The organism is Thalassotalea marina (assembly GCF_014656435.1).
In the GTDB taxonomy this organism is placed as follows: Bacteria; Pseudomonadota; Gammaproteobacteria; order Enterobacterales; family Alteromonadaceae; genus Thalassotalea_C; species Thalassotalea_C marina.
In genome coordinates, this window is the sequence record NZ_BNCK01000001.1 from 320180 (window position 1) to 346386 (window position 26207).

At 39.9% G+C, this 26207-nt stretch carries 21 protein-coding genes; 11 read left to right on the top strand and 10 right to left on the bottom strand.

Annotated features, from left to right (window positions below; genetic code table 11):
- Positions 1 to 9: 9 nt before the first annotated feature.
- From IE199_RS01405 to IE199_RS01455, 11 genes are all read left to right on the top strand, one after another.
- Positions 10 to 669, top strand: a complete 660-nt coding sequence (locus IE199_RS01405; protein WP_189766929.1) for a response regulator — start codon at positions 10 to 12, stop codon at positions 667 to 669.
- Positions 670 to 1983 (top strand): sensor histidine kinase, encoded by a 1314-nt coding sequence (locus IE199_RS01410; RefSeq protein ID WP_189766930.1) that lies wholly within the window; start codon positions 670 to 672, stop codon positions 1981 to 1983.
- On the top strand, positions 1970 to 2323 hold the full coding sequence (locus IE199_RS01415) for a cupredoxin domain-containing protein (protein ID WP_189766931.1): 354 nt from the start codon (positions 1970 to 1972) through the stop codon (positions 2321 to 2323). Before IE199_RS01410 ends, IE199_RS01415 begins: the two co-directional genes overlap by 14 nt.
- Positions 2313 to 3104 (top strand): hypothetical protein, encoded by a 792-nt coding sequence (locus IE199_RS01420; RefSeq protein ID WP_189766932.1) that lies wholly within the window; start codon positions 2313 to 2315, stop codon positions 3102 to 3104. The genes IE199_RS01415 and IE199_RS01420 overlap by 11 nt, the downstream gene beginning before the upstream one ends.
- Entirely contained in the window at positions 3101 to 3790 is a 690-nt protein-coding gene (locus IE199_RS01425) for a hypothetical protein (protein ID WP_189766933.1), read from the top strand. Before IE199_RS01420 ends, IE199_RS01425 begins: the two co-directional genes overlap by 4 nt.
- Before the next feature lie 135 nt (positions 3791 to 3925).
- The gene (locus tag IE199_RS01430; RefSeq protein ID WP_189766934.1) at positions 3926 to 4270 is read left to right on the top strand and encodes a DUF2946 family protein; all 345 of its coding nucleotides are present in this window, start codon (positions 3926 to 3928) and stop codon (positions 4268 to 4270) included.
- Positions 4271 to 4383: 113 nt separating this feature from the next.
- Entirely contained in the window at positions 4384 to 5670 is a 1287-nt protein-coding gene (locus IE199_RS01435; protein ID WP_229854463.1) for an efflux RND transporter periplasmic adaptor subunit, read from the top strand.
- A 9-nt stretch (positions 5671 to 5679) separates the two neighbouring features.
- Entirely contained in the window at positions 5680 to 8880 is a 3201-nt protein-coding gene (locus tag IE199_RS01440) for an efflux RND transporter permease subunit (protein WP_189766936.1), read from the top strand.
- A gap of 246 nt (positions 8881 to 9126) precedes the next feature.
- Positions 9127 to 10017 (top strand): cation diffusion facilitator family transporter, encoded by an 891-nt coding sequence (locus IE199_RS01445; protein ID WP_189766937.1) that lies wholly within the window; start codon positions 9127 to 9129, stop codon positions 10015 to 10017.
- Positions 10018 to 10168: 151 nt separating this feature from the next.
- A complete protein-coding gene (locus tag IE199_RS01450; protein WP_189766938.1) occupies positions 10169 to 13462 on the top strand; it encodes an ATP-binding protein in 3294 nt (1097 codons plus the stop codon).
- A 68-nt stretch (positions 13463 to 13530) separates the two neighbouring features.
- Positions 13531 to 14337 (top strand): UDP-2,3-diacylglucosamine diphosphatase, encoded by an 807-nt coding sequence (locus IE199_RS01455; RefSeq protein ID WP_189766939.1) that lies wholly within the window; start codon positions 13531 to 13533, stop codon positions 14335 to 14337.
- On the opposite strand, the gene IE199_RS01460 is transcribed toward IE199_RS01455, so the two are convergent.
- The 10 genes from IE199_RS01460 to IE199_RS01505 all read right to left on the bottom strand — a co-directional run bounded on the left by IE199_RS01460 (position 14334) and on the right by IE199_RS01505 (position 26156).
- Positions 14334 to 14783, bottom strand: coding sequence for a MarR family winged helix-turn-helix transcriptional regulator (locus IE199_RS01460; protein ID WP_189766940.1), 450 nt, complete (start codon positions 14781 to 14783; stop codon positions 14334 to 14336). The two genes, IE199_RS01455 and IE199_RS01460, sit on opposite strands and share 4 nt — an antisense overlap.
- A gap of 611 nt (positions 14784 to 15394) precedes the next feature.
- Positions 15395 to 17020, bottom strand: a complete 1626-nt coding sequence (locus IE199_RS01465; RefSeq protein WP_229854464.1) for a methyl-accepting chemotaxis protein — start codon at positions 17018 to 17020, stop codon at positions 15395 to 15397.
- A gap of 450 nt (positions 17021 to 17470) precedes the next feature.
- Complete coding sequence (locus IE199_RS01470) at positions 17471 to 18553, bottom strand: phosphotransferase enzyme family protein (RefSeq protein WP_189766941.1); 1083 nt, start codon at positions 18551 to 18553, stop codon at positions 17471 to 17473.
- A gap of 29 nt (positions 18554 to 18582) precedes the next feature.
- Positions 18583 to 19476, bottom strand: coding sequence for a sugar phosphate nucleotidyltransferase (locus IE199_RS01475; RefSeq protein ID WP_189766942.1), 894 nt, complete (start codon positions 19474 to 19476; stop codon positions 18583 to 18585).
- A gap of 159 nt (positions 19477 to 19635) precedes the next feature.
- The gene (locus IE199_RS01480; protein WP_189766943.1) at positions 19636 to 20937 is read right to left on the bottom strand and encodes a sensor histidine kinase; all 1302 of its coding nucleotides are present in this window, start codon (positions 20935 to 20937) and stop codon (positions 19636 to 19638) included.
- Positions 20938 to 20939: 2 nt separating this feature from the next.
- On the bottom strand, positions 20940 to 21641 hold the full coding sequence (locus IE199_RS01485; protein ID WP_189766944.1) for a response regulator: 702 nt from the start codon (positions 21639 to 21641) through the stop codon (positions 20940 to 20942).
- 18 nt (positions 21642 to 21659) lie between these two features.
- A complete protein-coding gene (locus tag IE199_RS01490) occupies positions 21660 to 22070 on the bottom strand; it encodes a DUF3019 domain-containing protein (RefSeq protein WP_189766945.1) in 411 nt (136 codons plus the stop codon).
- Complete coding sequence (locus tag IE199_RS01495; protein WP_189766946.1) at positions 22060 to 22911, bottom strand: MipA/OmpV family protein; 852 nt, start codon at positions 22909 to 22911, stop codon at positions 22060 to 22062. The genes IE199_RS01490 and IE199_RS01495 overlap by 11 nt, the downstream gene beginning before the upstream one ends.
- A 242-nt stretch (positions 22912 to 23153) precedes the next feature.
- A complete protein-coding gene (locus IE199_RS01500; RefSeq protein WP_189766947.1) occupies positions 23154 to 25217 on the bottom strand; it encodes a TonB-dependent receptor in 2064 nt (687 codons plus the stop codon).
- Positions 25218 to 25316: 99 nt separating this feature from the next.
- Positions 25317 to 26156: a LysR family transcriptional regulator gene (locus IE199_RS01505; protein ID WP_189766948.1), complete on the bottom strand. Its 840-nt coding sequence runs from the start codon at positions 26154 to 26156 to the stop codon at positions 25317 to 25319.
- Between the last annotated feature and the right edge of the window lie 51 nt (positions 26157 to 26207).

Consider the following 26207-nt stretch of genomic DNA (forward strand, 5'->3'; position numbering starts at 1 on the left):
TGGACAGGCATGCGAATATTATTAATTGAAGACGATATCCAGCTTGCGCGTGGATTAAAAGAATCGCTTAAACATCAAGGTTACAGTGTCGATAATGTCTCGTCAGGTAAAGAGGCATTATTGGCCAACAAGGTCAATCCATATGATTGTGTGGTGTTAGACTTGGGGTTGCCAGACATGGATGGCTTGCAGGTACTAAAACAACTAAAAAGCGAAAACAAAACATTACCCGTACTAATTTTAACGGCAAGAGACGGCATTGAACATAAAGTGGCTGGCTTAGATTTAGGGGCTGATGATTACCTCGCTAAACCTTTTAGTACCGAGGAGTTGTTTGCTAGGTTGAGGGTAATAGAACGTCGTTTAGGAACACATTCATCGGCAATTATTGCTCATAAAGGTGTTTCGTTGGATACACAATCTCATACTATTGATGTTGATGATGCGCCCGTCAACTTATCTCGACGAGAATACATGATTGTTAAATCATTGATGGAAAACATCGGCCGTATCTTGTCGAAGGAGCAACTAGAAAACAAATTGTATGAATGGGGCGAAGAAGTAGCCTCAAATACCATTGAAGTACATATCAGCAATGTGCGTAAAAAATTACCTAATGATTTTATAAAAACAGTGCGTGGTGTTGGCTACGTGGTGAGCAAAACGTAAATGACCATTCAACGCTATTTATTGATTGTGATCCTATCGGTTGTTGTACTAGCGACTTTTAGTGCTGCATTACAAGGATTTAAAGCTAGCAATAACAAGTTAACCGATGTGTTTGATCAAGAGATGCAATCGATAGCGTATACACTAAAAAATAGCCCAATGGCGTTATCTACTGAGCCGGTTGATACTCATTCGGCTTTTGCTTTCCAAATATGGCAGCGAGGAATACTACTTTCTAGAAGCGTCAATGCGCCTGAAAGCCTTATCTCTTCAGAAGTTAATGGCTTTGGTTATAAAAGTTTTTTAGGCAATCGCTGGCGTTACTACTCTATGATTGAGGATGAAATACACGTCATCGTTGCACAGCCCGTTTCGCAACGAATTGAATCCATTGAAGAGGTGTTATTACAAGCGGTATTACCAATCGTTTACGTGATCCCTCTGATTGGTGTGTTAATTTATCTGGCAATTCGAAAGAGCTTGCAGCCACTTAGAGATTTGTCTGCACAAGTAAAACAAAAACATGCATCGGACTTATCACCGATCGCTGTTCATGCAAATACCAGCGATTTAGTACCGATCGAAACGACTATCAATGGGTTATTAACAAGGCTTTGTGCAGCCTTTGAGCGCGAAAAAACGTTAGCCAGTAATGCGGCACACGAACTGAGAACCCCCATTAGTGTGTTAAAACTTAATAGTCATAATATTAAAGTGGCTTTTGAGGCTGGTGACATTCAGGCGCATCATCTTGAAGAACTTGAGAAAAATACCGACAGAATGGCACATGTAATCGAGCAAGTTATTGCGCTAAATCGCACCACACCAGAGAACTTTCAAGCGAAAAAAGAGCAAGTGAATTTAGAAAGCTTACTGCAAGAAGTGATTGCTAATAATTACACTTTGATTGAAGAACAGCAGCAATCGATATCATTAAACACAGAACAAATTTACTTAATCGCCGATAAGTTTTCTCTTGAAACCTTATTTGATAACTTAGTAAAAAATGCTATCAAATATAGCGGAATAACCAGTGAAATTAGCATCAGCGCACAAAGATTTGATGAGAGTGTGGTATGTGTAGTTGAAGACTCAGGATGCGGAATGACAGATGAACAAATGGAAAAAGCGTTTCAGCGTTTTTACCGTGCAAAGCAGCATGAACAAACGGGCAGTGGCTTAGGGCTTTCTATTGTCAGTCATATTGTGCAATTGCATCAAGGACAAATAGCTCTATCACATTCTGTGCTTGGTGGGTTAAAAGTTGCTATCACCTTACCAATCAAAGAAAAGGTGGCTTATGGTTCGAACTAATAAGGACAGGTTCTTTCTCGTTTCACTACTGATGTTAATTAGCGCTTCGTTATCAGCTAAAACAAAAGAGTATTATCTGACGCTGCAAAATCATGTGTTTGTTCCTTCGGAAATTGTGATCCCTGCCAACACTAAGGTGAAACTAGTGATCGTTAATAAAGACGATACGATGGAAGAATTTGATAGTTTTGATCTTAACCGAGAAAAAGTACTGTTCCCCGGCAAAAAAGGGCATATTTTTATCGGTCCTCTGCCTGCGGGACGCTATGAATACTTTGGCGAATATTTTCCTAATACAGCCCGAGGTACCATAGTCGTGGAGGCAAACCATGTTGATTAACACCGTGATTTTATTTGTCAAAGATGTATTGCCAGTGTTTATTATGTTGAGCTTTATCAGTATGTTTCATATTCCCCAGCTGATGACCCGCCGAGACGTTATTTTATTGTTGTTATTGACCTTGGCAGGAATGTGGTTGCTTAATTCTCACATTGAGTCACTCAGTGAGTTGTTTGATGGTGGTGGACTTGAACTTCTCTACACCGTGATTGATGTTGCAGTTTACTTTGCTCTGTTAATGAGCTGTATTATTTTTATCTCGGCAAAACCGATTAATATTGTACAAAAGCTGATATTGATTGTCTCAATAGCAGGATATATCGCAATAAATCTTAGTGAATTTTTCTTGTACTTTTCGACCTTTTTAGTCAGCAGTCAAACACTTGTCAGTACCTTAGTAGGTGCTTCATTTGGTTTAGGGATTTGTGTTAGTTTTACTGCTTTATTTGCTTTAACACTTAATAGCTTAAGGCGAAATCGGCCGATTGTTTTGTTGCTTGTTTGGGCGTTATACCTAGCGGGCTTTTTGGCTCAAACACTTTATCAGTTACAGCAAATTGATGTGCTTAACTCTGGTCGTGTATTATGGAACAGCAGCCAATGGGTTGCAGATAGCTCAGAATATGGATATTTGTTAAAGGCCATGTTTGGTTATGTCTCTACTCCTACCACTGAGTATGCCGTGGTGTATCTGCTCAGTTTAATCCTGTTTGCTGCTGTTATTGTTTTGCCACGTAAATTATCTCGGGCAAAACTGAATCCTATGGGAGGTTTGCAATGAGAATTGTCACGCTCTTATTGTTAATGATAAGTGGGCTTGTTCAAGCTGATGGTATTGTCGTTGACAAAGTTTACCACCCTTATGTGTTGCCTAATGAAACTGAATTAGAATGGCGCTTATTATCAAGGCAAACTAGTGAAAATAACTTGTTAGGTCAACGTATTGCGTTTGGTAAAGCAATCAGTGAACGACTGATGGTTGAAGCGTATTTGGTTGGTGAAAAAACCGCTGATGAAGATTTTGGCTTAGCAGCCTATGAGCTTGAGTTTCGCTGGATGTTAACTGAACAAGGTGAAAAATGGGCTGATTGGGCGGTAATGTTAGAGGTTGAGAAGATCCATCGCCGCAACGACTGGGAAGTCACCTCTGGCATAGTGTTTGAAAAAGAGTTTGGTCGCACGAGCTTAACCATGAACCTGTTTGCCGTTTACGAATGGGGTGACACAATTAAAGACGAAATTGAAGGAGAGTTTCGACTCAAATATCGCTATCGTTGGATCCCAGAGTTGCAACCTGCAATCGAAGTGTACAGTGGTGAAGACTTTTTTGGTATTGGCCCTGCCTTTATGGGGATTTTTAGAATCGATAGGCAAGAGCAAATAAAATGGGAAGCAGGTTTTATTTCAGAAATATCTCAATCTGGAAAAGACCATAGTTTTCGCTTATTGCTTGAGTATGAGTTTTAAATTAAACGAACTTTAGTGTTTTTTTGTGTTCATATAGCTCATACCAATTGGTATTAACTGCACATTAAAAATGTTTCATTGCGCAGTATATGTTTTATCGTTAGACTGACTCAACTTGGTTAGAGGAAGCGTAAATTGAGAACGTTGTTTGTCAACATACTAGTAGTACTGTCGATTGTCTTGCAATCGATCGCTCCTGTTGTGTCGGCGACTGAAAGTCATCAAGTTGACGTAGCACATTTAAAAACCGAACATTCTCATGACCAAGACTTTGTTCAAGTGCAAAATACACAAGACGCTGGCGATCACGAAATTAGTGATTGCCATCACTGCGGTCACTGCAGTGGCAGCCATTTATCATGGGTGTTTTTAAAAAATGTGATCAACCCATGGGTGAGTACTTCGACTAACCCTGAGTTATTTTTATCCCCTCCTCCTATAGCAAGAAAAGAAGCAACTCTACGCCCTCCAATTGCTTAATCTGTTCAAAAAATTTGCCTGAGGCCACTGGCTATTAACGGGCTGTCATACCAATCGCCTTACTAATTTACGGTCGCTTGGTATTCATTAATATTTGAATAGAAGTAATGTACATGAAAGATTTTAATATATCTCGCATGGCTTATCGCCTATTGCTTGGCGTGGCTGTCGCTTTACCGTTAACCGGTTTTAGTCAAAGCAATGAAATTAATGCACAAAATACAATAGCCTTGGCATTGTCATCATCCCAATTATCAAATGATACAGCACAAGAACATCAACATAGTGAAGATGAAAATAGCGCTAACAAAGCAGATAAACATAGTCCTTCAGCTGGCCTTGATACTCAAGAACAGCAAAATAAACAAGAAGATGCCGATGAAGAGCATGAAGAGGGCGTTAGTTTTAGTCAGGAGCAAATGACACTAGCGGATATTTTAGTTAAGTCAATTACCCCGCAATTTCATTCACGCTTTATTTATGCGCCCGGTGAAGTAAAAGCGAACGGCTATAAAAGTTATATCGTTTCACCGCGCACAGATTCTGTCGTTATTCGTCGTCATGCCACCTTAGGTGAACACGTTGTGCAAGGGCAAGTGTTGGTGACTTTGTTTAGTGAAGCGATGGCACAAGCTCAGGCAGATTATTTAGTGGCATCAACAGAATGGCAAAGGGTTAAAAAGCTAGGTAATTCAACGATAAGTGAAAGCCAGTTGCTGCAAGCGGAAACCGCGTTTAATGCTTCGTTTGGCAAACTTATTGCGCTGGGCATGACAGAGCAAGCTATTGGTGACATTTCCATTAAACACTCTAAAACACTTGGCCAATACTCGCTTATCGCCCAACGTGCCGGTGTGGTTCTACAAGATGACTTTACACAAGGGCAGCGTGTGGCAGCTGGTGATTCCGTAATGTTACTAGCGGATGAACAGGATCTTTGGGTAGAAGCCAAAGTGGCGCCAAACAAAGAATTAAATATATCGCTTAATTCTCCTGCAACTGTTGAATTTGCCAAACAAAAGTTTGCCGCCAAGGTGATCCAAGAAGCTCACACCATTGACCCGCAAACGAGAACACGTATTGTCAGATTGTCAGTCGCCAATGAAAGTGACCGCTTACATTCTGGCATGTTTGTTAAAATCTATTTTCATTTTAATACCCAAGAAAAAGTTATGGCAGTGCCAGAAGGTGCCTTAGTTCGCAGCGCGGATGGCGACTGGACAGTGTTTGTTGAACAGCACCCTGGTGAGTTCAAAGCCGTTGAGGTAACCCTAGGTCGCTCACTGGGCAATAACCGAGAAATATTTGGTTTAGAGCCTGGTAGTCAGGTGGTGACAAAAGGCGCTTTTTTTGTCGCATCTCAAATCGCCAAAAGCGGTTTTGATCCACATAACCACTAGGGGGAAGCCATGTTTAATAAGATTATTGATTGGTCTGTTAACAACAGACTGCTGGTGTTGATCGCTCTTTTTATCGCCATCGCCTGTGCCAGTATCGTCATCCCAAAACTTAATCTAGATGCTTTTCCTGACGTCACGAATGTGCAAGTGGCAGTGAACACCGAAGCGCCGGGTTTAGCTGCGGAAGAGGTTGAGCAGTTGATCACTTACCCTATTGAAGCGGTAATGTATGCCCTACCTGACGTTGAGCAAGTTAGGTCTATTTCTAAAACCGGTTTATCAGGCGTTACCGTGGTTTTTAAAGAAGGCACGGATATTTATTTTGCCAGACAACTGGTGTTTGAACGCTTACAAGCTGCCAAAGAGTTGATCCCAGAAGGTGTTGGTACACCTGAAATGGGACCTAACACCTCAGGGCTTGGACAAGTGTTCCAATATTTGCTTATCGCCGATAAAGACAGTGGTTACGACGCGATGGCATTAAGAAGCCTTAACGATTGGATTGTTAAATTGCTTGTTATGCCGGTTGATGGTGTCACTGATGTTTTATCGTTTGGCGGTGACGTTAAACAATACCAAGTTAATGTAGATCCTGCGCTGTTACTTTCTTATGAATTAACCCAAGAAGATGTAACTAACGCTCTCGAACGCAATAACGCCAATGTCGGTGGCTGGTATATGAACCGAGGTCAAGAGCAGCTAGTTATTCGCGGTACAGGCTGGTTTCAAAGTGGTGAGCAAGGTGTTGCTGACATTAAACAGGTACCGATTAAAACGGTAGAGGGAACGGTCGTTACTGTTGCCGATATAGCAGAGGTCAAAATAGGCAGTGAGATTCGCCAAGGTGCAGTCACCATGACGCGCAGAGCGAGCAATGGAGACATAGAGCAATTAGGTGAGGTAGTTTCAGGTATCGTGCTTAAACGTATGGGATCTAACACTAAATCAACAATCGATGGCATTAATAATCGTATTGCTATGATCAATCGTGCTTTACCACAAGGTGTTAGTTTTGAGCCCTTTTACGATCAAGCTGATTTAATCGAAAAGGCGGTTAATACCGTCGTTGATGCCTTGGCATTAGCATTTGTATTTATCTGCGTGGTGCTGGCGTTATTTTTGATGAACTTGAGAGCGACGTTTTTGGTGTTAATTTCTATCCCTATCTCGATAGGTTTTGCACTAATGTTAATGGCGTGGCTAGGCATTTCAGCCAACTTAATGTCACTGGGAGGAATCGCCGTTGCCATAGGCATGTTAGTGGACGGCTCAGTGGTGATGGTGGAAAACATGGTTAAGCATTTGAATCATCCTGACGACACTCATGAAAATCAAGTTAAAATGCGAGTACCTGAAGACGATACCGACCCACATTGGGTTAGCCATGACGATCACGGTATAGAATTACGGCTTAAAATTGCGGGCAAAGAAGTTGCTCGCCCAGTGTTTTTTGCTGCCTCTATTATTTTAGTGGTGTTTACTCCTTTATTTAGTTTTGAAGGGGTAGAGGCCAAGTTATTCCAACCGATGGCGATCAGTATTATTTTAGCAATCGTCTGTGCCATCGCAGTGGCTTTATTGGTGGTACCAGCACTGGCAACCTATCTGTTTAAAAATGGTGTTAAAGAAAAAGAGAGCTTTGTTTTAAAGCCGCTAGCCAAAGGGTATGAAAAAAGCTTAGCCATTGCCTTAAAACACCGCCTTGTTGTTGTTGGTAGCTCTATTGTTTTGGTGGTGTTTGCTTTAGCTATTGTGCCCAAAATAGGAACAGAGTTTGTACCTGAGTTAGAAGAAGGCACCATCAATTTAAGGGTAACACTTGCGCCATCTTCAAGTTTAGACACTGCCTTAAAGGTAGCGCCAATCTTGGAAAACAAACTCATGGAGTTTCCTGAAGTCACTTATGCACTTAGTCGCATTGGTCGAGCTGAAATTGGTGGCGATCCAGAGCCAGTGAACAATATTGAAATTTACATTGGTCTTAAGCCAGTAGCGCAATGGTCAAGTGCTAGCAATCGTTATGAATTACAAAACTTGATGGAAGAAAAGTTATCTGACTTTCCCGGCCTATTACTCAACTTTTCCCAGCCTATTGCTACTCGAGTGGATGAACTACTTTCAGGAGTAAAAGCACAACTTGCTATCAAATTGTTTGGCCCAGAACTCGATGTGCTTGCTGCCAAAGGGCAGGAAATAGAAAACGTAATAAAAACTGTCAGTGGTGCGCGTGATGTTGCATTAGAGCAAATCGCCGGTGAAGCGCAATTGGTGATCGCGCCGAACAGACAACAGTTGTCTCGTTTTGGCTTGTCGGTTGGCGATATCATGGACTTAGTTAGAGATGGCATTGGTGGTGTTGCTGCAGGGCAAATTATTAATGGCAATGAACGTTATGATATTTATGTGCGCATTGACCAAGAATTTCGCCAAAACCAAGAAGCCATTGCTGATATTCGTTTGCAATCACCCAGTGGTGCTTGGGTGCGCTTAGGTGATGTTGCGAGTGTTAGTTTTGAATCTGGGCCTCCTCAGGTTCGACGCGATGACGTTCAGCGCCGCGTGGTTATACAGGCTAATGTGCAAGGTCGTGATATGGGCAGTGTGGTTGCTGATATTCAACAAGCGATTGACAGCCAAGTTGATTTACCTGCGGGCTATTCCGTAGCGATTGGTGGGCAATTTGAAAGCCAGCAACGTGCGCAGCAACGTCTGGCAATTGTAGTGCCGCTGTCACTCGGTTTGATTGCCTTATTACTGTATTTTGCCTTTGGCTCGGTCGGGCAAGCGTTATTGATCTTAGTGAATATTCCGCTCGCCATTATCGGTGGCATTTTTTCATTATATTTATCAGGTCAGTACTTATCTGTGCCCAGTTCGGTTGGCTTTATCACCTTGTTTGGTGTTGCCGTGTTAAATGGTGTAGTGATGGTTGAAAGTATTAATCAGCGAATCAAAGATGGTATCCCAAGAGACGACGCGGTATTTCAAGGCGCCACTTCAAGATTAAGACCGGTTTTAATGACAGCAATTACCTCAGCATTGGGGTTGATCCCTATGTTAATGTCGAACGGCGTAGGTGCCGAAATTCAGCGGCCGCTTGCCAGTGTTATTGTGGGAGGATTAGTCACCGCTACCTTGCTGACCCTGTTTGTTTTACCTGTGTTATACACATGGTTTTCTCGCGGAAAAATTGCAGAAATTACGAGGTAAAGGTTATAGCAAAGCCTACTTCACTTTGGAGTAGGCACACATTAGATATTGGCACATGCCAAGCTAAACAATTATTGCTAGCTGCTGATTATTTTAAATTGCTTACTTACTTTGGTGTTATCGACTCATAATGAGCCTATTGCCTTTTAAAATAACTTAATTGTAGCCTTTGAGATTAAACGTAATAAAGAACAATATTTCAGTTAATGCTAAACATTAAATAGCAAAAAAGAAGGAAGATTAGATATGTCAAATGTCCATCACCATCATCATTCACACGATGGAAAACTATCATTGGCTGTTTTTATAAATATCTTATTGACCATAGCACAGGTCATAGGTGGATTGGTCTCTGGAAGTTTGTCGTTAATTGCTGATGCATTACATAATCTTAGTGATGCTGGTGCTATTTTGATCGCCATGATAGCTCGCAAAATCGCTAGAAAATCAGCGAATAGTGAGATGACCTTTGGTTACCAAAGGGCAGAAATTATCGGGGCTTTAATTAACAGTACGACCCTGATATTAATCGGTTTGTATTTGATTTATGAAGCCTTTAGCAAATTTATAAATCCTGAATCTATTGATGGTTGGATTGTTGTGTGGATAGCAGGAATTGCTCTGGTTATTGATGTCTTGACTGCAGTGCTAACTTATAAATCAGGAGCAAAAGATAATCTAAACTTAAAAGCCGCGTTTATCCATAACATCTCAGATGCATTGGCGTCGGTAGTGGTTATTATATCTGGCACGCTTATTATTTTATATCAATGGTATATCGTGGATTTAATAGCGACAATTGGCATTTCTGTTTACGTTATTTATCACGGCATAGTTTTAGCCAAACAGACCATCAGGATATTGATGCAGGCAACACCTGTAAATATTGATATTGAACAGCTTACAAAAGACATTGAACAGCTAGATATGGTTGATAAAGTTCAACATATACATGTTTGGCAGCTTGATGATAAGAGCATTTACTTGGAGGCGTCGATTAATTTAAAAACAGAAGTCATTCAAGATTTATCGCCGATTAAACAGTTTTTAGCTCAACATTATGGAATTAATCATGCGACCTTGGAAACAGTGACAGGGAGTAGCTTGTTTAACAGAGGTTGTTATGAACCAGAGTAAACATCCTGTAAAAGCGTCTTAGAGCAAGTGCCTGATAAATTTGTTATAGGTCTTCTTTTTACTCTTTCTGGCTTATTGATGCTTAATCACCGCATGATTTTTATCAAAAATCCGTTTATTATCGAGCAATGCATTTTAAAGTTGTTGTTCCATGAAGCCTAGGTTAACTACTGAATATCAAGTTGTAACACGCTATACCTTATCTATATTTGGTGTGTTTATTGCCATTATGTTGGTTTCGTTGATGTTGGCGAGTTATCGCTATTACGAAGAATTAGCGTCTTTTGAAAACAGCGAGAATAAACAACTAGTCCACCAAGCGAAAATACTTAACAAGTCGTTACAACAAACGGTTGATTCACTTACCGCTATTCAGTCATTTGCGAGCTATTATCTTAACTTCGCTGATGAACAACGTGTCACCTTGCCTAAGTTTAATCAGGACGGTGACAAATATTTTTTAAATTTTGAGCGTCGCGATATTATTGAACAGCGTCATCATCTGAGCGTTAATATTACTGGCCAAGGGCAATTTGACCAGCTAGATGCACAAGCTCAAAAAGAGTTATCTATGACATTTGCATTAACTCCCGCATTTATTAGTGCTCAGGGCGTTAATGGTATGGCTAAGTGGTTTTATTACGTATCCATGAAGCAGTTTGTTGGTATTTATCCATGGATTGGCCGTAAACACTGGCAGTATTCCAAATCTTTAATTAATTCAGAGCAAATTCATAAGTTGGCACGCATGAATCATGACGATTCACATGTTGTGTGGTCACAACCACAAATGAGTGCGTCAGCTAATAGCTTATATACCTCAGCCTCGGCAGGTGTTTACCGAGATGAGACATTTGTTGGTGCCGCTGTCATTAATATCGACTTGGCAAAGTTGCATGACGCATTATCACTAGATGACAGTAACAGTTATCACTATGTGTTACTCAATGAGCGAGAAAATGTGTTGTTGCACAAGTTTCGAAATAGTGTTGCGATAAATTCGCCTTTACAGTGGCAACAATTAGCACCACCTGAGTTAAGCGAATTGCGGCTTTTTACCGGCAATAATCAACCGCTTTCTTTTAAGCACAATGACTATTTAGTGTTGCAGCAAACGTTAAATACAACAGGTTGGAAACTGATTAAATACAAGCCTTATGAGGATTTTGTTGAACCAATTTTCGAACGATTCATGTGGCTATTTTCGTTACTTTCTTTTGGCTTATTGTCTTTGTTAAGCATCATCTACTTTGTAACACGAAAAACGTTTATTAAACCAACAGAAGCCTTTATTAGTCATATTGCATATAGTGCTCAGGGCGATCATGGCAAAATAACTGCGCCAATTGGCTGGCGTCAATGGTTTGATATTGTTGGTGATATCTTTAGCCAAAACCGTAGTTTACTTCAGCAACTACGTGATCAAAATAATGTACTCGATATGCGAGTGAACGAGAAAACGCAGGCACTTTTAGAGAAAAGTCGCCAACACCAGCATGATTACGCCATTTTGCGCTCGGTAATGAACGCAATTCCTGATTATCTGATCTTTAATGATTCAAATGGTCACCTAATTGGCTGTAATTTGGCTTTTGAACGTTTTGTTAATTTAGCCGAAGTGCAAATGTTAGGGCAAAAAGCGGGCGATCTCATTAACAATGAATTGGGTCGGGCGCTAAAACAAGCGATTTCGGGCGATGATGTTAAAGAAAGCCACCATGGTATTTTTAAGGTAGTTGCAACGGTAGATAATACCTATGAGTTGTTCTCTTCTGAGTTTTATAACGAGGAGCGACAAATTTTAGGTACTATTGTGGTTATCCGTGATGTTACCTCGCAATATGCCGTTAATGCGGCATTGGCAAAAGCAAAAGAGCAGGCAGAACTTGCTAACCAAGCAAAAAGTCAGTTTTTGGCTAATATGAGTCATGAAATTCGCACCCCAATCAATGCTATTCAAGGGATGCACACATTGTTAGATAAAACAGGGCTCACCAGTCAACAAAAGCAACATATTTCGCATGCTCAAGACGCCTCTGATGCACTGTTACATTTAGTAGATGAATTGCTAGATCTTGCCAAAATTGAATCAGGCAATATGAAGATGGTTGAAGATAGCTGCAGTTTAGATCAAATCATCAATCGAGCGATAAAACTTAACTCGGATGCCATTCATGCCAAAAATTTAGCATTAGATGTTGTAATAGATGCACAGGTGCCTGCTCTTGTTTTAACTGACGACATGCGTTTAGTGCAAGTGGTTAGTAACTTACTCAATAATGCCGCTAAATTCACTCACCAAGGTAAAATTTCTATCAAGCTCGATGTGATCGCTAAAGGTGGAGAGGAGACTCTTGTTAGGTTTAGTGTTAAAGATACCGGTATTGGAATAGCAAAAAACAAGCAAGAAAAACTTTTTGAAGCTTTTATGCAAGCAGACGAGTCAATGACTCGTGAGTACGGCGGTTCAGGGCTTGGTTTATCTATTTGTCAGCGTATTATTAATATACTTGGCGGTGAGATAAAACTTAAAAGCGACAGTGGTCAAGGTGCTGAATTTAGTTTTGTTTTACCGTTTATTGAGCCGATAGAAGATGATACTAACCGTTTCAAAGAGTCATATCAGGTTATTAGTATTGGAGAGCAGTTACCAGCGCCATTTATCAAGCTAATTGAAAACTTACATTATCAGTATTTACATATTGCTGAATTATCTGACGTTAACGATATAAATAGTGAATTGCCGAGTTTAGTTTTTGTTCATACGGCACAAGTGAATGACAGATACTGCGCTATTATTGCTAATCATGTGTGTCAATCAATGGAGCAATGTAGCCATTGTCATTTGGCTATCGTGCAGAGCAAATATGATGATAGTGACAGTGACAAGTTTATGCTGCTTGAGCAATATAACTTGCCATATACCGTTTGTGAGCTTCCTTTGTATCGTTACAGTCTCTATCAAGCCATAACGGCATTATCTGCAAGGAGAGACGTTACTATTAAGGGAGCATGTTCAAACTCTCAATCTTGTTCAGAAGTCATTGCTGAGCAGGTAACAGAAGATTTAACTAATATTCAAGTTTTATTGGTTGAAGATAACCTGGTTAATCAGTTGGTGGCCAAAGAACTGTTAAAGGCGCTGGGCGCTCAGGTGACCGTTGCTGAAAATGGTAAAGTTGCCATAACATTACTTGAACAGCAATCGTTTGACGTGGTGTTAATGGATATTCAAATGCCGGTAATGGATGGTTTGTCCGCGACAAAATATATTCGAGAAAAAATGTCATTAACTGAATTACCGATCATTGCGATGACAGCTCATGCTCGTAATGAAGACAGAGAAAGCAGTTTTGAAGCTGGCATGAATTTACATGTTGCCAAGCCTGTTAAAGGTGATGTGTTACGCGACAGTATTTTATCTGTTTTGGTCAAAAAAATGTAAACAGCCTGTCTCTTAAATGACATATTTTGTTTTTAGTCTGGTTTAAACCAGCTCAATAAGAAAACACAATGTCGAATGTCAATTTACCAGAAAAAATTACTGCTCATGCCGTTTGGATTTCTGATGTACATCTTGGTTATAAAGATTGTAAAGCAGAATACCTTTTGTCTTTTTTAGACCGACTCGAATGTGACACTTTATATCTCGTTGGTGATATTATCGATGTTTGGTCTTTGAGTCGTCGGTTTTATTGGCCAGTTGCTCATAATAAAGTGATCAGCAAAATCATGAAAATGGCAAAAAAGAAGTGTCGCGTTATCTATATCCCGGGAAATCATGACGTAAACTTTAGAGAGTTTATTGGTGAAAAGTTTGGTGCTGTTGAGGTGCATAAACAATACATTCACCAAACTAAAGATAATCGTCGTATGTTAGTGATGCATGGTGATGAATTGGATAATGTTATTCGATTTAGTCGTATTAACCGCATTGTTGGTGATAGTGCATATGACTTTCTTTTGTTTTTAAACCGCTGGACTAACTTTTTTCGTAAACGCTTAGGTTATGGTTATTGGTCTTTAGCTAAATATCTAAAAGTACGTGTAAAAAAGGCAAAGTCTGCCATTACCCTATTTGAAGATGCTGCCATTGATATGGCAAAGAAACGCGGCTTAGATGGCGTGATATGTGGTCATATTCATCATCCACATATTAGAGAGAAAGACGGTATTTTATATTGCAACGATGGCGACTGGATTGAAAACTGCACCTTTATGATAGAAACCAACACAGGGCGTTTGGAAATCATGCATTGGTCGGATCAAATGTCATCGGCGCAAGTAATCCAATTAGATGAAGTAAAGCGTTTAGCCTAGTGATTTAGGCTGTTGGCGTGTGCCTGCAATTTCTCTAAAAGCTTAACCATGGTGGCTTGCTCTTTTGGAGAAAGCGCAGACAAAATTTCCTGCTCTTGCGCAAGAACAAGCGGTGCGATGTCTTGCATCAAATTTTGCCCTGTATCAGACAATGAAAGCAACGACGCGCGTTTATCTTGTGTATCTTCTCTGCGCAGAATCAAGCCCCTTTCAACAAGTGACTTTATTGCCCTGCTGGTTGGCATTTTGTCTAAGTCGCATTGTTCACCTATTTGGCTAGCATTTAAGGCTTCTTGGTTATTTAAGGTGGCCAACACTCGCCATTCTTGTCGGCTCAACTGGTATTTACCACCATAAACTTGAGCAATACAATTACTTACTGTCGCTTGTAACTGCGAGAGTTGATAAGGAAAAAATAAACTAAGATCAATGATAGCTTTTTTCATTGGTTGAAATATTGCCAGATAATAAAGTCGGACCGAGCACAGGGTATGTAAAAACATCGTAGAGGTCAAGCAGGCTCTAGGGAGAACAGAGCCTGCTTGGTAAACAGCATCGTTTTGAGTAAATTAATAAGCGCACCAACACCCCTGTAACTGCACCACTACTAATTCAACCAAGTTAGACAACACTGTTTAAACTGGTGTTCTGGGCTGGTCTACCCGGAACCCTTTAAGATTAGCAAACTTATGCTTAAAAAACACACCTTTAAATTAAATATTTGTTGCAATTGATAATTTTTGGATTTGTTTTTGTAAAAAATATGTTACGTGTTTCGTTTTGAAGGCTTCAGTTTGTAACTATGGCGAAACTTTTGTGCAATTGTAAGGTTGTTTAGCTTGTTTTGTCGTCAGTTTGACGAAACGAAGTTTAATGAAGGTTTTTGTTGGTTTTGTTTTGCGTTAAGTTTCCAGTGTAGTTTGTTTTATTTTGTTAGCTCCTTGCGTTGAACACTTGGCCTAAGCGATATAACACTACTTTTCTGCTATTGATTTAATTGATTCGTGCAACATTTGTTTGCAGCTCAATAATTGAGCTGCATTTAAAATTAGCGTAATTAAGATGTTCTAAAGTGTGACATTAAGTCTTCAAGTTCATCGGTCAATTGTGCCAAGGTATATGTCGCATCTTTACCTGCATGTACAAGTTCTGCTGCTTCGTGTGAACTTTCCGCGATCATATTGATACGTCTTGAAATATCATCACCAACTTTATTTTGTTGATCAGCTGCCGTGGCAATGTGATTATTCATATCGGTGATTGAAGACAGTGATTGTGCAATTTGATTTAGTGCAATGGCGGCTTGTTGTGTTTGCTCTACAGTACCTTCACTTGATGACTTACTTTGCTCCATAGTTTCAACACCTTTCACCGAGCCCGATTGTAAACGCTCAATCATGAGCTGAATTTCTTCGGTACTGTCTTGTGTTCGCTTAGCGAGATTTCTAACCTCTTCTGCAACCACGGCAAACCCTCGACCTTGTTCACCCGCACGAGCTGCTTCAATAGCGGCATTAAGGGCTAATAAGTTAGTTTGATCAGCGATACCACGGATAACATCTAACACAGATACTATATTAGTTACGTCATTTCCCAGTGCGGTAATAACAGTGCTCGCTTCGTCAATCTGTGAGGCTAAGTTAGTGATGGAATTAACAGCAGAGTTAATAATTTGATGCGCTTTAACCCCTTGTTCATCTGCCTCTTCTGTCGATTTCGCTGCGGCATTAGCACTTTCCGCAACGGTTTGAGAAGACGATGACATTTCTGTCATGGCGGTAGCGACCATATCAATTTCACTTCTTTGGCTTTCAAAGGTTTCATCAATTTCTGCTGATCGTCTATTGGTGTCTTCGGTTTGTTGACGAAGTTGGCGTATTGATTGATCAACACTGCCTAAAATTGTCGCAAGTGATGATCTTAGTTTAAGAATTGAACCATAAATAGAATCCGGTCTGACATCTTGTTTATCGTTATCACCAGTTAATTCGCCTGATGCCACTTTTTGCACGAGTTTTAATACTTCTGATGGTTCTCCGCCCAAGTCATCTAACAGGCGACGAGTTGACCAAAACAGCAATACACCCAATGCGGTTGTTAAAGCTAAACAAATTAAAACTTGCCATCTAGCATTGGCCCAAAAACGAGCTTCAACTTCGGCAAAGCCAATACCTGTTCCAACATACCAGCCCCAGTCCGGTGTTTGTTGAGCAATAGACAGCTTATCTTCAATGGAACCGTCTGCTTGTTTTTGTGTCCACTCATACTGAGCGATGCCATTAGGGTTTTGCCTGACGGCATTTTGTAATATTTGGCCAACACTGCGACCATTACCATCTTTAAATTCATTAAAACTTGTCCCGTGTAACTGCGGATCAAGTGGAGTTGCAACGAAGTTTAAGTTTTCATCGGCTACGTACACATATTCAGATTTATGGTATTTGTTTTCTCGCAGTAATTGAGTTGCCAACGCTTTTGCTTGCGTTTCATCCATTTCACCGCGTTTAACTGCTTTTTCCATTTCGATAACGATGTGATATGCCGACTTAAATAATTGTTCGACGCGGGCTTGATTATCAGTATTGCTGGCAATACGTAACGCGGTCAATCCGACCATCATCAACATTAAAAAAGAGACCAAAATTAACGCAACTAATGCACTCACTTTTAAGCTTAGCTTCACTATTGCCACCCCCAAATTAATACTTTATTGAAACTTTGTTATTTGTTTACAGTATTAACACTTTTTAGCCTGAAAATTACAAAAAAGCGCTGAAAAGTAGTTTATTAACAACTATTTTTATCAATTAACGTCATTAATCACTGTAATTGTTACCAATTACCCTAACACTGAAATTGTGTTTCAGCCTAATAATTTATTGACTTAAAAAATGAATTACGGTTATTGCTTAGTAATTAGTAATTGAGGCGGAAGATAGTTGTTGGTGACAGCATACGTTGATTTTAAGTAACTGTTATATAATGAAATGCTAGTTTTTATCTATTTGTTTATAGCTGAAAATAGGGCGAGAAAGACAAAGTGGAGTTTGTATAAATATACAAGCAGAGTGAATGATTAAATGATTAACACTCTGCTGTTTTTTTCGAAATCTTGATGCAAAGCAAAAGCTAATTAAGCGTTTGCGACAATTGCTTCGAGCTCTGAGCGAGAGTTTTTCAGCAAAGAATACAGGTTAATTTGGTTTTTAGCTCGATCCAGGTTGTGAGTTTCTCTTTGGGTGTGGAAGTAGTTGTCACCATCGATAAAGTCAGTTAAAAAGCGTACACCTATCATAAAGGGCAACAATTGAGCACCAATAACTAGGCTATCTTTTTCAATAGGTGTCATTTTTCCACTGAAGCTCTCAACATAACCGTTTGCTAAACCTTCAAAAATATCTAAACGCAGTTCCATCTTGTGAAGTGCTGTACCATCTTCTGCTAAGTTAGAGCAGCAGGTGCGCACCATGTCGCCAAAGTCATGCATAATAAACCCTGGCATACAGGTATCCAAATCAATTACCGCAATAGGCTCTTTGGTCGAATTTGCAAAAAGTAAATTGTTAATTTTCGTATCGTTATGAGTTACTTGCACTGGCAAGTTATCAACATAAGTGGCTACTTCATCAATAAAGCGATGTTGTTTAAAACATAAATCGACTAAATCTTTACACTGTTTTAATCGGCCACATTTATCTTGTGATACCGCATCGGCTAACTGTGACATGCGAAATTCTAGATTGTGAAAATCTTTAATAATTTCACTTAACTCAGTTGCAGGAAAATCACTTAACGCTGAGGTAAATTCACCAAATGCCTTGGCAACCATATGCGCTTGATTAGCACAATCAACTTCTTCAATGGTGTAGCAATTTGGAATAAATTGAATAGCGCGCCATAGATGTTCTTTGTACTTAACACTTGGCTTACCGTCTTTATCTTTGAGTTGCCACATGGGTTCAAGTGAATACTCTTGTGCTTCTTTTTTGTTTTGTAGGTGGTCATTAATTAGATCAGCATTGCTAACCACTTGTTTAGGCTGCTTAAACACGTGATGGTTTATGCGTTGCAAAACAAATTTAGATTCAGGAGAGGACACTAAAAAAGTATTGTTGATTAATCCGTTACCTAAAGGTGAAACTTGGGTTTGATCAATTTGACAATCGTATGCTGTTAATACGTGTTCAAATTGTGCTTGTTCAATACTTTTACTCATGTTGGTACCGCTAATCCTTTTATCCTTACTTACTGCTCAGCGAGGGCTGGAAACTTTCCTTGTTGTGTTAATTCAGTTAATTGGAGGTTTACCGCTTCTGAATCGGCGGCATATGTTACGCCAAACCACGCATCATGTGAAGTTAAAACCTTAACCAAGTTGTTTTGGGTCAACAAAAGCGCAACGGCAGAGGGTAGATGAGCTTCAACATCAAGTGCTGCATTTTCTGTTAGGGTTTGAGTTAATACCGTTTCTAATGCTGGCCAAATATCCTGTGTAAAGAACCAACAGTTCATAGAAACTAATTGTGTCAGTGGTAGATTCACTTGTGTGTTATCTGTGGTATAGCCAATACATTCATGTTCGTTATCTTGTGTAATATCAAGAATTTCTTCGATATCAATTAATTTGTTGTTCTCTAGTTTGCATTGGCCGCGATTCACACCGCCGTGCATTGAAAGTGTATTTTTAAGTTCAAAGGCGACTAACCCGTTACTGTTTAATTGCTGTGCCGCCAATGTAAAAGCTTCTGACCCATAATAATCGTCAGCATTAATCACTAACATGTTACTTTTAACAACCGATTTGGCACACCATAGTGCGTGTGCTGTACCTAACGGCTTTTCTCTAGTTGAATCAACAAAGCACTCTTGAGGAAAGTTTGAGATATCCTGATAAACGACATCGTAAGTCATTTGGCTTGGCAGTTTAGCCAATACTTTTTCCTGCAGCACAGCTAAATGTTCAGGGCGTGTAATAAATACCACATGCAAAATTCCTGCTTTAAAAGCATGTGAAATGTTATACAGCATTAACGGCCATTGATTTGGACCAAAGTCAGTAAATTGTTTTGGGCCACCAAAACGACTGCCGCGACCAGCAGCCAAGATGACAAGTGACATTGCGTTATTAGGATTGTTCATAATGAATAGATTAGTAATAGTATTTTTTTGAGGTTTACACTACTTAATAGAAGGAAATAGCGTTAAACATAAAACCGCGTTAACGCAGCAATATATCACGGGATTGAGCGTTAACACCAATTGAAATACATATTTGTTTCAATTGGTGCTTGTTAGTTTTTAATGAGTGCATGGCAAATAAATAACAAAAGCCGCACCGCCAAGTGCCACAGACTTTTGTGCTTTAATTGAACCATTGTGCCAATCAACCACTTTTGCGCAAATCGCTAACCCTAAGCCAAAGTGTCCTTGTTCGCGTGAACGATCAACATCAAGTTTTACAAAAGGGTCAAACACCACATCAAGCTTATTTTCTTCTATGCCTTTGCCGTCATCTTCAACCTTGATGAGCATACCTTTGCCGTCACGTTTTATCGATATTAATACACGTGAATTAGCATATTGTACGGCGTTCGAAACTAAATTTTGAATAGCGCGATGTAGCCAATGTTGATCCATCTCTATTTGCGCTTCGTGTTCAAGCAGTTCTGTGCTTAAAACAATGTTATGTTGAGCGGCCAAACTTTGAAAATGCTGACTAACATTATCAATAAATTGATTAATATTAGCTTTTTGAATACGTAAGTTAACACCTTGCCGTTCCATACTTGCGTAGGATAAAAACGCACTGGTCATATCTTCCATGCGTGTTAACTCAGCTTCCATTCGCTGTAAATAAGTATTCTTTTTCTCGATGTTACTTGTGTCTAGCGCCGCTTCGACACCAAAACGTAAACAAGACATTGGCGTGCGAATATCATGCGATAAGCTGCGAGCTAACAGCTTATTGTCAGCCATTAGTTTTTCAATTTGAGCTGCCATTTGATTGAAACTTGCTTCCAGTGGATAAATATATGAAAGCCTGTTTAAGTTAACTCTGACATTAAGTTCACCTTTGCCAATTCTAGCGGCGGCATTAGTTAGAATAAATAGACGACGTGCCAACGGAATAAGCCAAAGAATTAAAATACCACAAACACCCAAATACAAAATAGCGGTTAAAATAACGCTTTGTTGATGTTCTTCATCCACTAAATTGGGTAATTGTAAGCGTAATAAATAGTCATCGTGATTGGGAATTTGTCTCAATAAGTAGGGCTGCTGATCCGACGCAAGTATTAGTCCACCAACTTGGGTTAATTGAGACGACAGTGCCAGCGGTAAAGCGACGTCTTGGGTTTTATCTAAACTTAATTCTAATTGAAAATGCTCAGCAAGTTGAGTGAACTTGTCGGCAACGTCAGGTGCAGGAGTATGTGCTAACTCCTGGCTTAAACCTTCCAACATTTGTTGATAAATTGCAGTTTCTAAAGGGATCTCTGTTACATTCTCTTGGGAGGCAACTAGTTTATCTAAGCCTAAACCGATTAAAAATAATGAGCCAATCACCGTAACAATGATACTCAGAAATAGTCGAGTCACGCTTATTCGTCCCAGGCATCAGCGACAAACAAATAGCCTTTTCCCCAAACTGTTTTAAATTTTTTAGGGCTTTGAGGATCATCATTAAATACTTTTCTTAGGGTGGATAACATGACATCAAAACGACGATCTTGACCGTCATATTCTCTACCTTTAAGGGCTTTAAACACAGTATCACGATCTACAACTTCCCCTGCGTGACTGGCCAAAAACCACAAAAAGGAAAATAAACTGGTTGATAGTTCAATTTCTTCACCTTTAAAGACTACTCTGTTTGCTTCGCCGTTAATCTCTAAGCGACCTAGCTTAATTTCATTGGAATTTTGTTCTGGAACCACTTGGTTTTTTAATGAACTATGTATTCTCGCTAATAAAGCCCTTGGCCTAACCGGCTTGATCACATAATCGTTTGCGCCTGCTTCGAAACCTATGACTTCATCGAATTCATCTGCTCTTGCCGTTAACATGATGACAGGTAAGTTTGAATGCTGTCTAATCAGGCGGCAAACTTCAATACCACTTAGCCCTGGTAACATCACATCTAGCAGCACTATGTCTGGGTTATAGCTTAATAGCTTTTCTTCAACCAGATCGCCTCGAGCAACATGTGCCACGTTGAAATCTTGGTCTTCTAAGTATTCAATTACCCAGTTAGCCAGGGTGAGATCATCTTCAACTAATAAAATTCGATGTTGATTTGACATGGTGTTTTCTCTTTTACATTAAAACAAACGCCAGCGGCGCTTTCTGGGGGTGGCTTTATGCACCCAGCTTACTGTTATTTCAGTTTCAGCTAATATTTGTTTTGAATCTGCGGCTACTAATTGATATTCGACTTTTTCAGCGGACTGAAACTCAAAAATCCACTGACTTTCTTTTAAATTTCGCCAGCAGTGCAGTGTTTGACCATTGTGTTTAGCTAAAATACAGTAGTTACCTGGTTGATCAACTTGCCAATTTATAACGACTTTAGCAAAACAGGCTCGGCCTTGATGCAAGGTTACACAATTACTTGGTTGTGCGGTAATTACTGGTGTTTTATCTGCTGTTGACTCAGCGTGAGCCTCAAGCCCAATTAACAAGGTAAAAGCTAGAGTAAACCACGCAACTTGATTGCCTAGTTTAAAATACATAAAGAACCCCTAACATTATCTGGCTTGCATCTGGCTGATCAACGATAGGGCTGTCGGTTATGTCACCTAGGTAACGGCTGTAGCTAAATCCTGCATTAAACGTCCATTTTTCAGTAATAGGGTGTTGGAAAAATGCTTCCAACTGTACTTTAATATCACTTTTTGCTGTGTAGAGCGGTCTTATCTCAGTTACTTCGTGTGGGTCGATACCAAAATAGTAATCCATGGTTTCTTTAGCATAAAAAGTAATACTGGAATTAAGGTATATGTCCCAATTGCGGTAAGGGATAAGTTGCGTGTAGAAGGCCTCAACTAACCAGCCATTGACTGAACTACTTAAGCCTAATGAAGCTACATCGATTGATAATTGGCTACTTTCAAAATATCGGTTATACCTCAAGCCTACACCACTTCCAATGCTGCGGCTGTCTAACCCTTCAATAATAGGAATATCTCGACTGGAATCATCTTGGATAAATTCTGGATCAAAGCCGCCGATATAACTTTTACTGATAATGTCGAGTTCCCATTCGTCATTCACTATTAGCTGATAACCCACTTCTGCCCCTAAGGTATGTGTATCAGTGCGTCTGTGGTTTGACTGAATAAAAAATCCTTTATAGTAAAAGTCGATAAGAAGTGAAGCATTGATAAAATCTATGGTGTCAACTTGTTCTACATCTTTTAAAATAATGTCGTAGTAGTAGCCAGACAAGCCCATTTGAATTTGCCAGCTAAACGTTTCATTAAAGACAGTGCTTTCATTTTCCAGCTTTTTCTCATTTGCATAACTTAGCGTAGTGCAAAAAAGCATTAGTGCTGCGACGAGCGATTTATACATCGATTGTCTTTCCCTGTTGGCGCGAATGCGCTCGAACCTTGTTATTGTTAATTTGCACACATGGCAAGATTTACGGTAATAGTAACAAATGATGTTATTAATGTGCACTGAACAGCTTAAGTCAAATGTTTAAAAATTGTAAGAAAAGAGAGCGACTTCAATAAAGTAATAAACAAACGTTTGTTAAGCTATTGTTGTCACTCTGTCATTTTAACAGGCGGGGCTTAGGGCTATAGTTTTTGTTAAAAGGTCATTTTAAGCCCAATTGATGGGAATATACCAAGGCCTTCTTCCCCTTCAATTTTATAATTATCGATAGTTTCTGTGCCATCAGGCGCATAGTAATAGCCTGAATAGTTATCGCTGTTAAGTGCATTTAAGATGGCAAAACTCCACTGTGCGTCATAACCCCAATATTGCGTGTTGTAATTAGCCTGAAGATCAAGTCGATGATAAGTGGGTAATGTTTTGCTGTTTAATTTACCATACACAGGTAAGAAGTTGTCTGGGTAATCAGGGTTTGTTCTAAGTGCCACGATAGGTGTGTATTTTTGTCCACTGCGCACCGTAAGGCGGATTCCAAAATCCCACTTTTCATTGTATTTGTAGTTTGCTACTAAATTTCCTAGTAGCGGTGTATCTAGATAATAATCTGTGGTCTGGTTAATTTTTTCATCGGTTCTATCGCTTTTTGACCAACTAATTGAAGCCCAACCATACCAATCATCGGCAAGTTCTCGTTCAATGACCCACTCAATACCACGTGCAGTACCTGACATATCATTGCTGTAATGCAAATCGTAGTTGATGTCGTTTTCTTCTAAGGCTCTAGGTAAATCACCTAGGTCTTTGTAGTAAACATCTAGGCTAGTATGCCAAATATCATCTATTTGGTAAGCGGCAGAAATGGCGTAATGTTGAGCTTTGGGCTGTTTTAATTTGGGATTGCCGACTTTTCTTAATACGGTTTCAACGTCAGGAAAACGACTATGACTGCCTTGTTTAAGTGATAAAGTGAGATCTTTAGTAGCATACCAATTTAGCGCAATACGTTGATGAACAAATGATTGTTCCGTGTAATCGTTGCGCTCTGCTCTTAGTCCTAATTCCAAAAGCCAGTTTTCACCAAATTGCCATTTGTCATTGAGGTAAATTGCGGTAGTTAAACTTGATAGCTCGTCTTCATCTTGAATTCTATCGCCTTTTTGACTTTGACAATCTGCTTGATGATCTGTGCAGTAATAAGGGATCGCATCAAAACTGTAATCTATCGTGGCGTCTTCAATATCAGCGCCAACAATTAACGTATGATTGTCAAACCAATTGACCTGATAGTGTGCTCGTAAGTTGTATTTATCTTCTTCTACTTTAATAAACTGCCCACGACCGTATGACTCGGTCGCTTCACTACTGCTATGCCCAGCAATAACTTGCATGATTTTTCCACTGTCACCAAAGTATTGCCAGCTTAAAGATTGACTGTCGAAAGAGGTATCAATTTTTAAATCACCTATGACATCGGGATCTGCACGGCCACTTTCAGACGCTGCAGAAATATTAAGCCCTCCGGTATCGCTGGCACCAGCAATGGTAAAGGTGAGTTTGTGTGTATCTCCAATTAACCACTGATATTTACCTTGGTAGTCGTCACTAACCGGCGCTTTAAAAATAGTATAGCCTTCGTCTTCTTCACCTTCTTCCAAAAACAGGTGCATTAAACTACGGCGATAAGAAAAATAAAATGCTTGGTTTTCCGTTACCCCACCTTCAACCATCACACCTGTTTTTAATAGACTGGCGTCGGCGATCACTTGTATGTCTTGATTGCGAGGGTCTCTTAATTGCACATCAAATATTCCTCCCGTTGCATTACCAAATTGGCTGTTAAATGCGGCGGGGTGAAGCGAAAAGTCTCTTACTAAGTTTTCATTAAAGATACTGTCACCAAACAAGTGAAAAATGTAATCAACAGGCAAGTCGTCAATGTAAAAGCCGTTATCGTCGGGAGAGGAACCTCTAATGGCTGGTTCTCCACCGTTATCTCCACCGGCGTAGACTACCCCTGGCATGCTATAGACAGAATTTAGCGGATCGTTATCTATGCCCGCAATGGCCAACAGTTTTTCAGTTGCCAATGAAACTTCGGTATTAGGTTGATTTCGACGACCTGTTACTTCGATAGTTTCAATAGCTGAATCTTGTGTTTTTTCAGCAGCAACACCTGTTGTTGGTGTAGCCGCTTGAACTGTTGAAATAAATAAACTGGAAATAGCGATAGTTAATAAAGATCGGTTAAATTGTGTCATGTGCCTGTCCATGCAAAGAGCCGTTTTTTGTTGTCGCTATTGTTTACTTTTCCCCTGTTTGAATCTTTATCATCTGTGTTGAAAAAATGTCGGCAAATGTCAATCTTTGTAAGCTGGCATGTTGTTGATACAGTCTAATAATGTTTCCACTAGTGGTGATGTGTTGGAATAGGCCAATACAATTTCACGATGTAGTGCTAATTGTTGTAGGGGCTTAAAACAAATGTCACTTTGATCGATGATTTCTTTGTGCGCTGGCACCAAAGCTCCGCCTAATCCTGCTTTGACCAAACCTAGCGCGTAATCAATGGTTTGAATTTTTGCTCTGATGGCTAGCTGAATGCCAGATAAGGTGAGGGTGTCTTGCAAAAGTTGCCAAGCGCTGCATGGCGTACGTTGGATAAAATCGACGCCATCTAAATCGTCCAGCGTTATGTGATCTTTTAAGCTTAATGGGTGTTCAAGAGGCAAAGCTAGCAGGTATTGCTCTTGCCAAATAACATGATAGGACTCATTACTGGCTAACTCCTCTTTAATGATAATACGGGCGTTACACTGTTCATATTGTGGCACCAATGTCAGCTCCATTTGAGGTTGCTCAGAAATAAACTGTTTTAGCAACGTACTCATACGTTTTACACCTAACCCCTTAGTTACCCCCAAGCTAAATTGTTGTTTTTCCTGATCGCCCATCAAACTTGTCTGAATCGCTTTGGCTTGGCCGATGAGTTGTTTAGCCAACGGATAGAGTTGCTGTCCAGCTGGTGTCGCACTAACACCACGAGCATGGCGGTTAAACAGTACTTGGTTAAACTGAGATTCAAGCTGACTAATGGCCGCAGAAATTGAAGGTTGAGCGATATAACATACTTTGGCTGCATGACTAAAACTGCCTTGTTCGTACACCGCGATAAAATACTGTAACTGTTTTAAATCCATAAGCTATTTCTCAACTAACTGAGCAGGCTCATACTCGTTGTGGCTAGTTAA

Bases quoted from the DNA above. Each gene is read 5' to 3' on its own strand.
- IE199_RS01405 (WP_189766929.1), top strand. From the start codon at position 10: ATGCGAATATTATTAATTGAAGACGATATCCAGCTTGCGCGTGGATTA.
- IE199_RS01410 (WP_189766930.1), top strand. From the start codon at position 670: ATGACCATTCAACGCTATTTATTGATTGTGATCCTATCGGTTGTTGTA.
- IE199_RS01415 (WP_189766931.1), top strand. From the start codon at position 1,970: ATGGTTCGAACTAATAAGGACAGGTTCTTTCTCGTTTCACTACTGATG.
- IE199_RS01420 (WP_189766932.1), top strand. From the start codon at position 2,313: ATGTTGATTAACACCGTGATTTTATTTGTCAAAGATGTATTGCCAGTG.
- IE199_RS01425 (WP_189766933.1), top strand. From the start codon at position 3,101: ATGAGAATTGTCACGCTCTTATTGTTAATGATAAGTGGGCTTGTTCAA.
- IE199_RS01435 (WP_229854463.1), top strand. From the start codon at position 4,384: ATGAAAGATTTTAATATATCTCGCATGGCTTATCGCCTATTGCTTGGC.
- IE199_RS01440 (WP_189766936.1), top strand. From the start codon at position 5,680: ATGTTTAATAAGATTATTGATTGGTCTGTTAACAACAGACTGCTGGTG.
- IE199_RS01445 (WP_189766937.1), top strand. From the start codon at position 9,127: ATGTCAAATGTCCATCACCATCATCATTCACACGATGGAAAACTATCA.
- IE199_RS01450 (WP_189766938.1), top strand. From the start codon at position 10,169: ATGAAGCCTAGGTTAACTACTGAATATCAAGTTGTAACACGCTATACC.
- IE199_RS01455 (WP_189766939.1), top strand. From the start codon at position 13,531: ATGTCGAATGTCAATTTACCAGAAAAAATTACTGCTCATGCCGTTTGG.
- IE199_RS01460 (WP_189766940.1), bottom strand. From the start codon at position 14,783: ATGAAAAAAGCTATCATTGATCTTAGTTTATTTTTTCCTTATCAACTC.
- IE199_RS01470 (WP_189766941.1), bottom strand. From the start codon at position 18,553: ATGAGTAAAAGTATTGAACAAGCACAATTTGAACACGTATTAACAGCA.
- IE199_RS01475 (WP_189766942.1), bottom strand. From the start codon at position 19,476: ATGAACAATCCTAATAACGCAATGTCACTTGTCATCTTGGCTGCTGGT.
- IE199_RS01485 (WP_189766944.1), bottom strand. From the start codon at position 21,641: ATGTCAAATCAACATCGAATTTTATTAGTTGAAGATGATCTCACCCTG.
- IE199_RS01490 (WP_189766945.1), bottom strand. From the start codon at position 22,070: ATGTATTTTAAACTAGGCAATCAAGTTGCGTGGTTTACTCTAGCTTTT.
- IE199_RS01495 (WP_189766946.1), bottom strand. From the start codon at position 22,911: ATGTATAAATCGCTCGTCGCAGCACTAATGCTTTTTTGCACTACGCTA.
- IE199_RS01500 (WP_189766947.1), bottom strand. From the start codon at position 25,217: ATGACACAATTTAACCGATCTTTATTAACTATCGCTATTTCCAGTTTA.
- IE199_RS01505 (WP_189766948.1), bottom strand. From the start codon at position 26,156: ATGGATTTAAAACAGTTACAGTATTTTATCGCGGTGTACGAACAAGGC.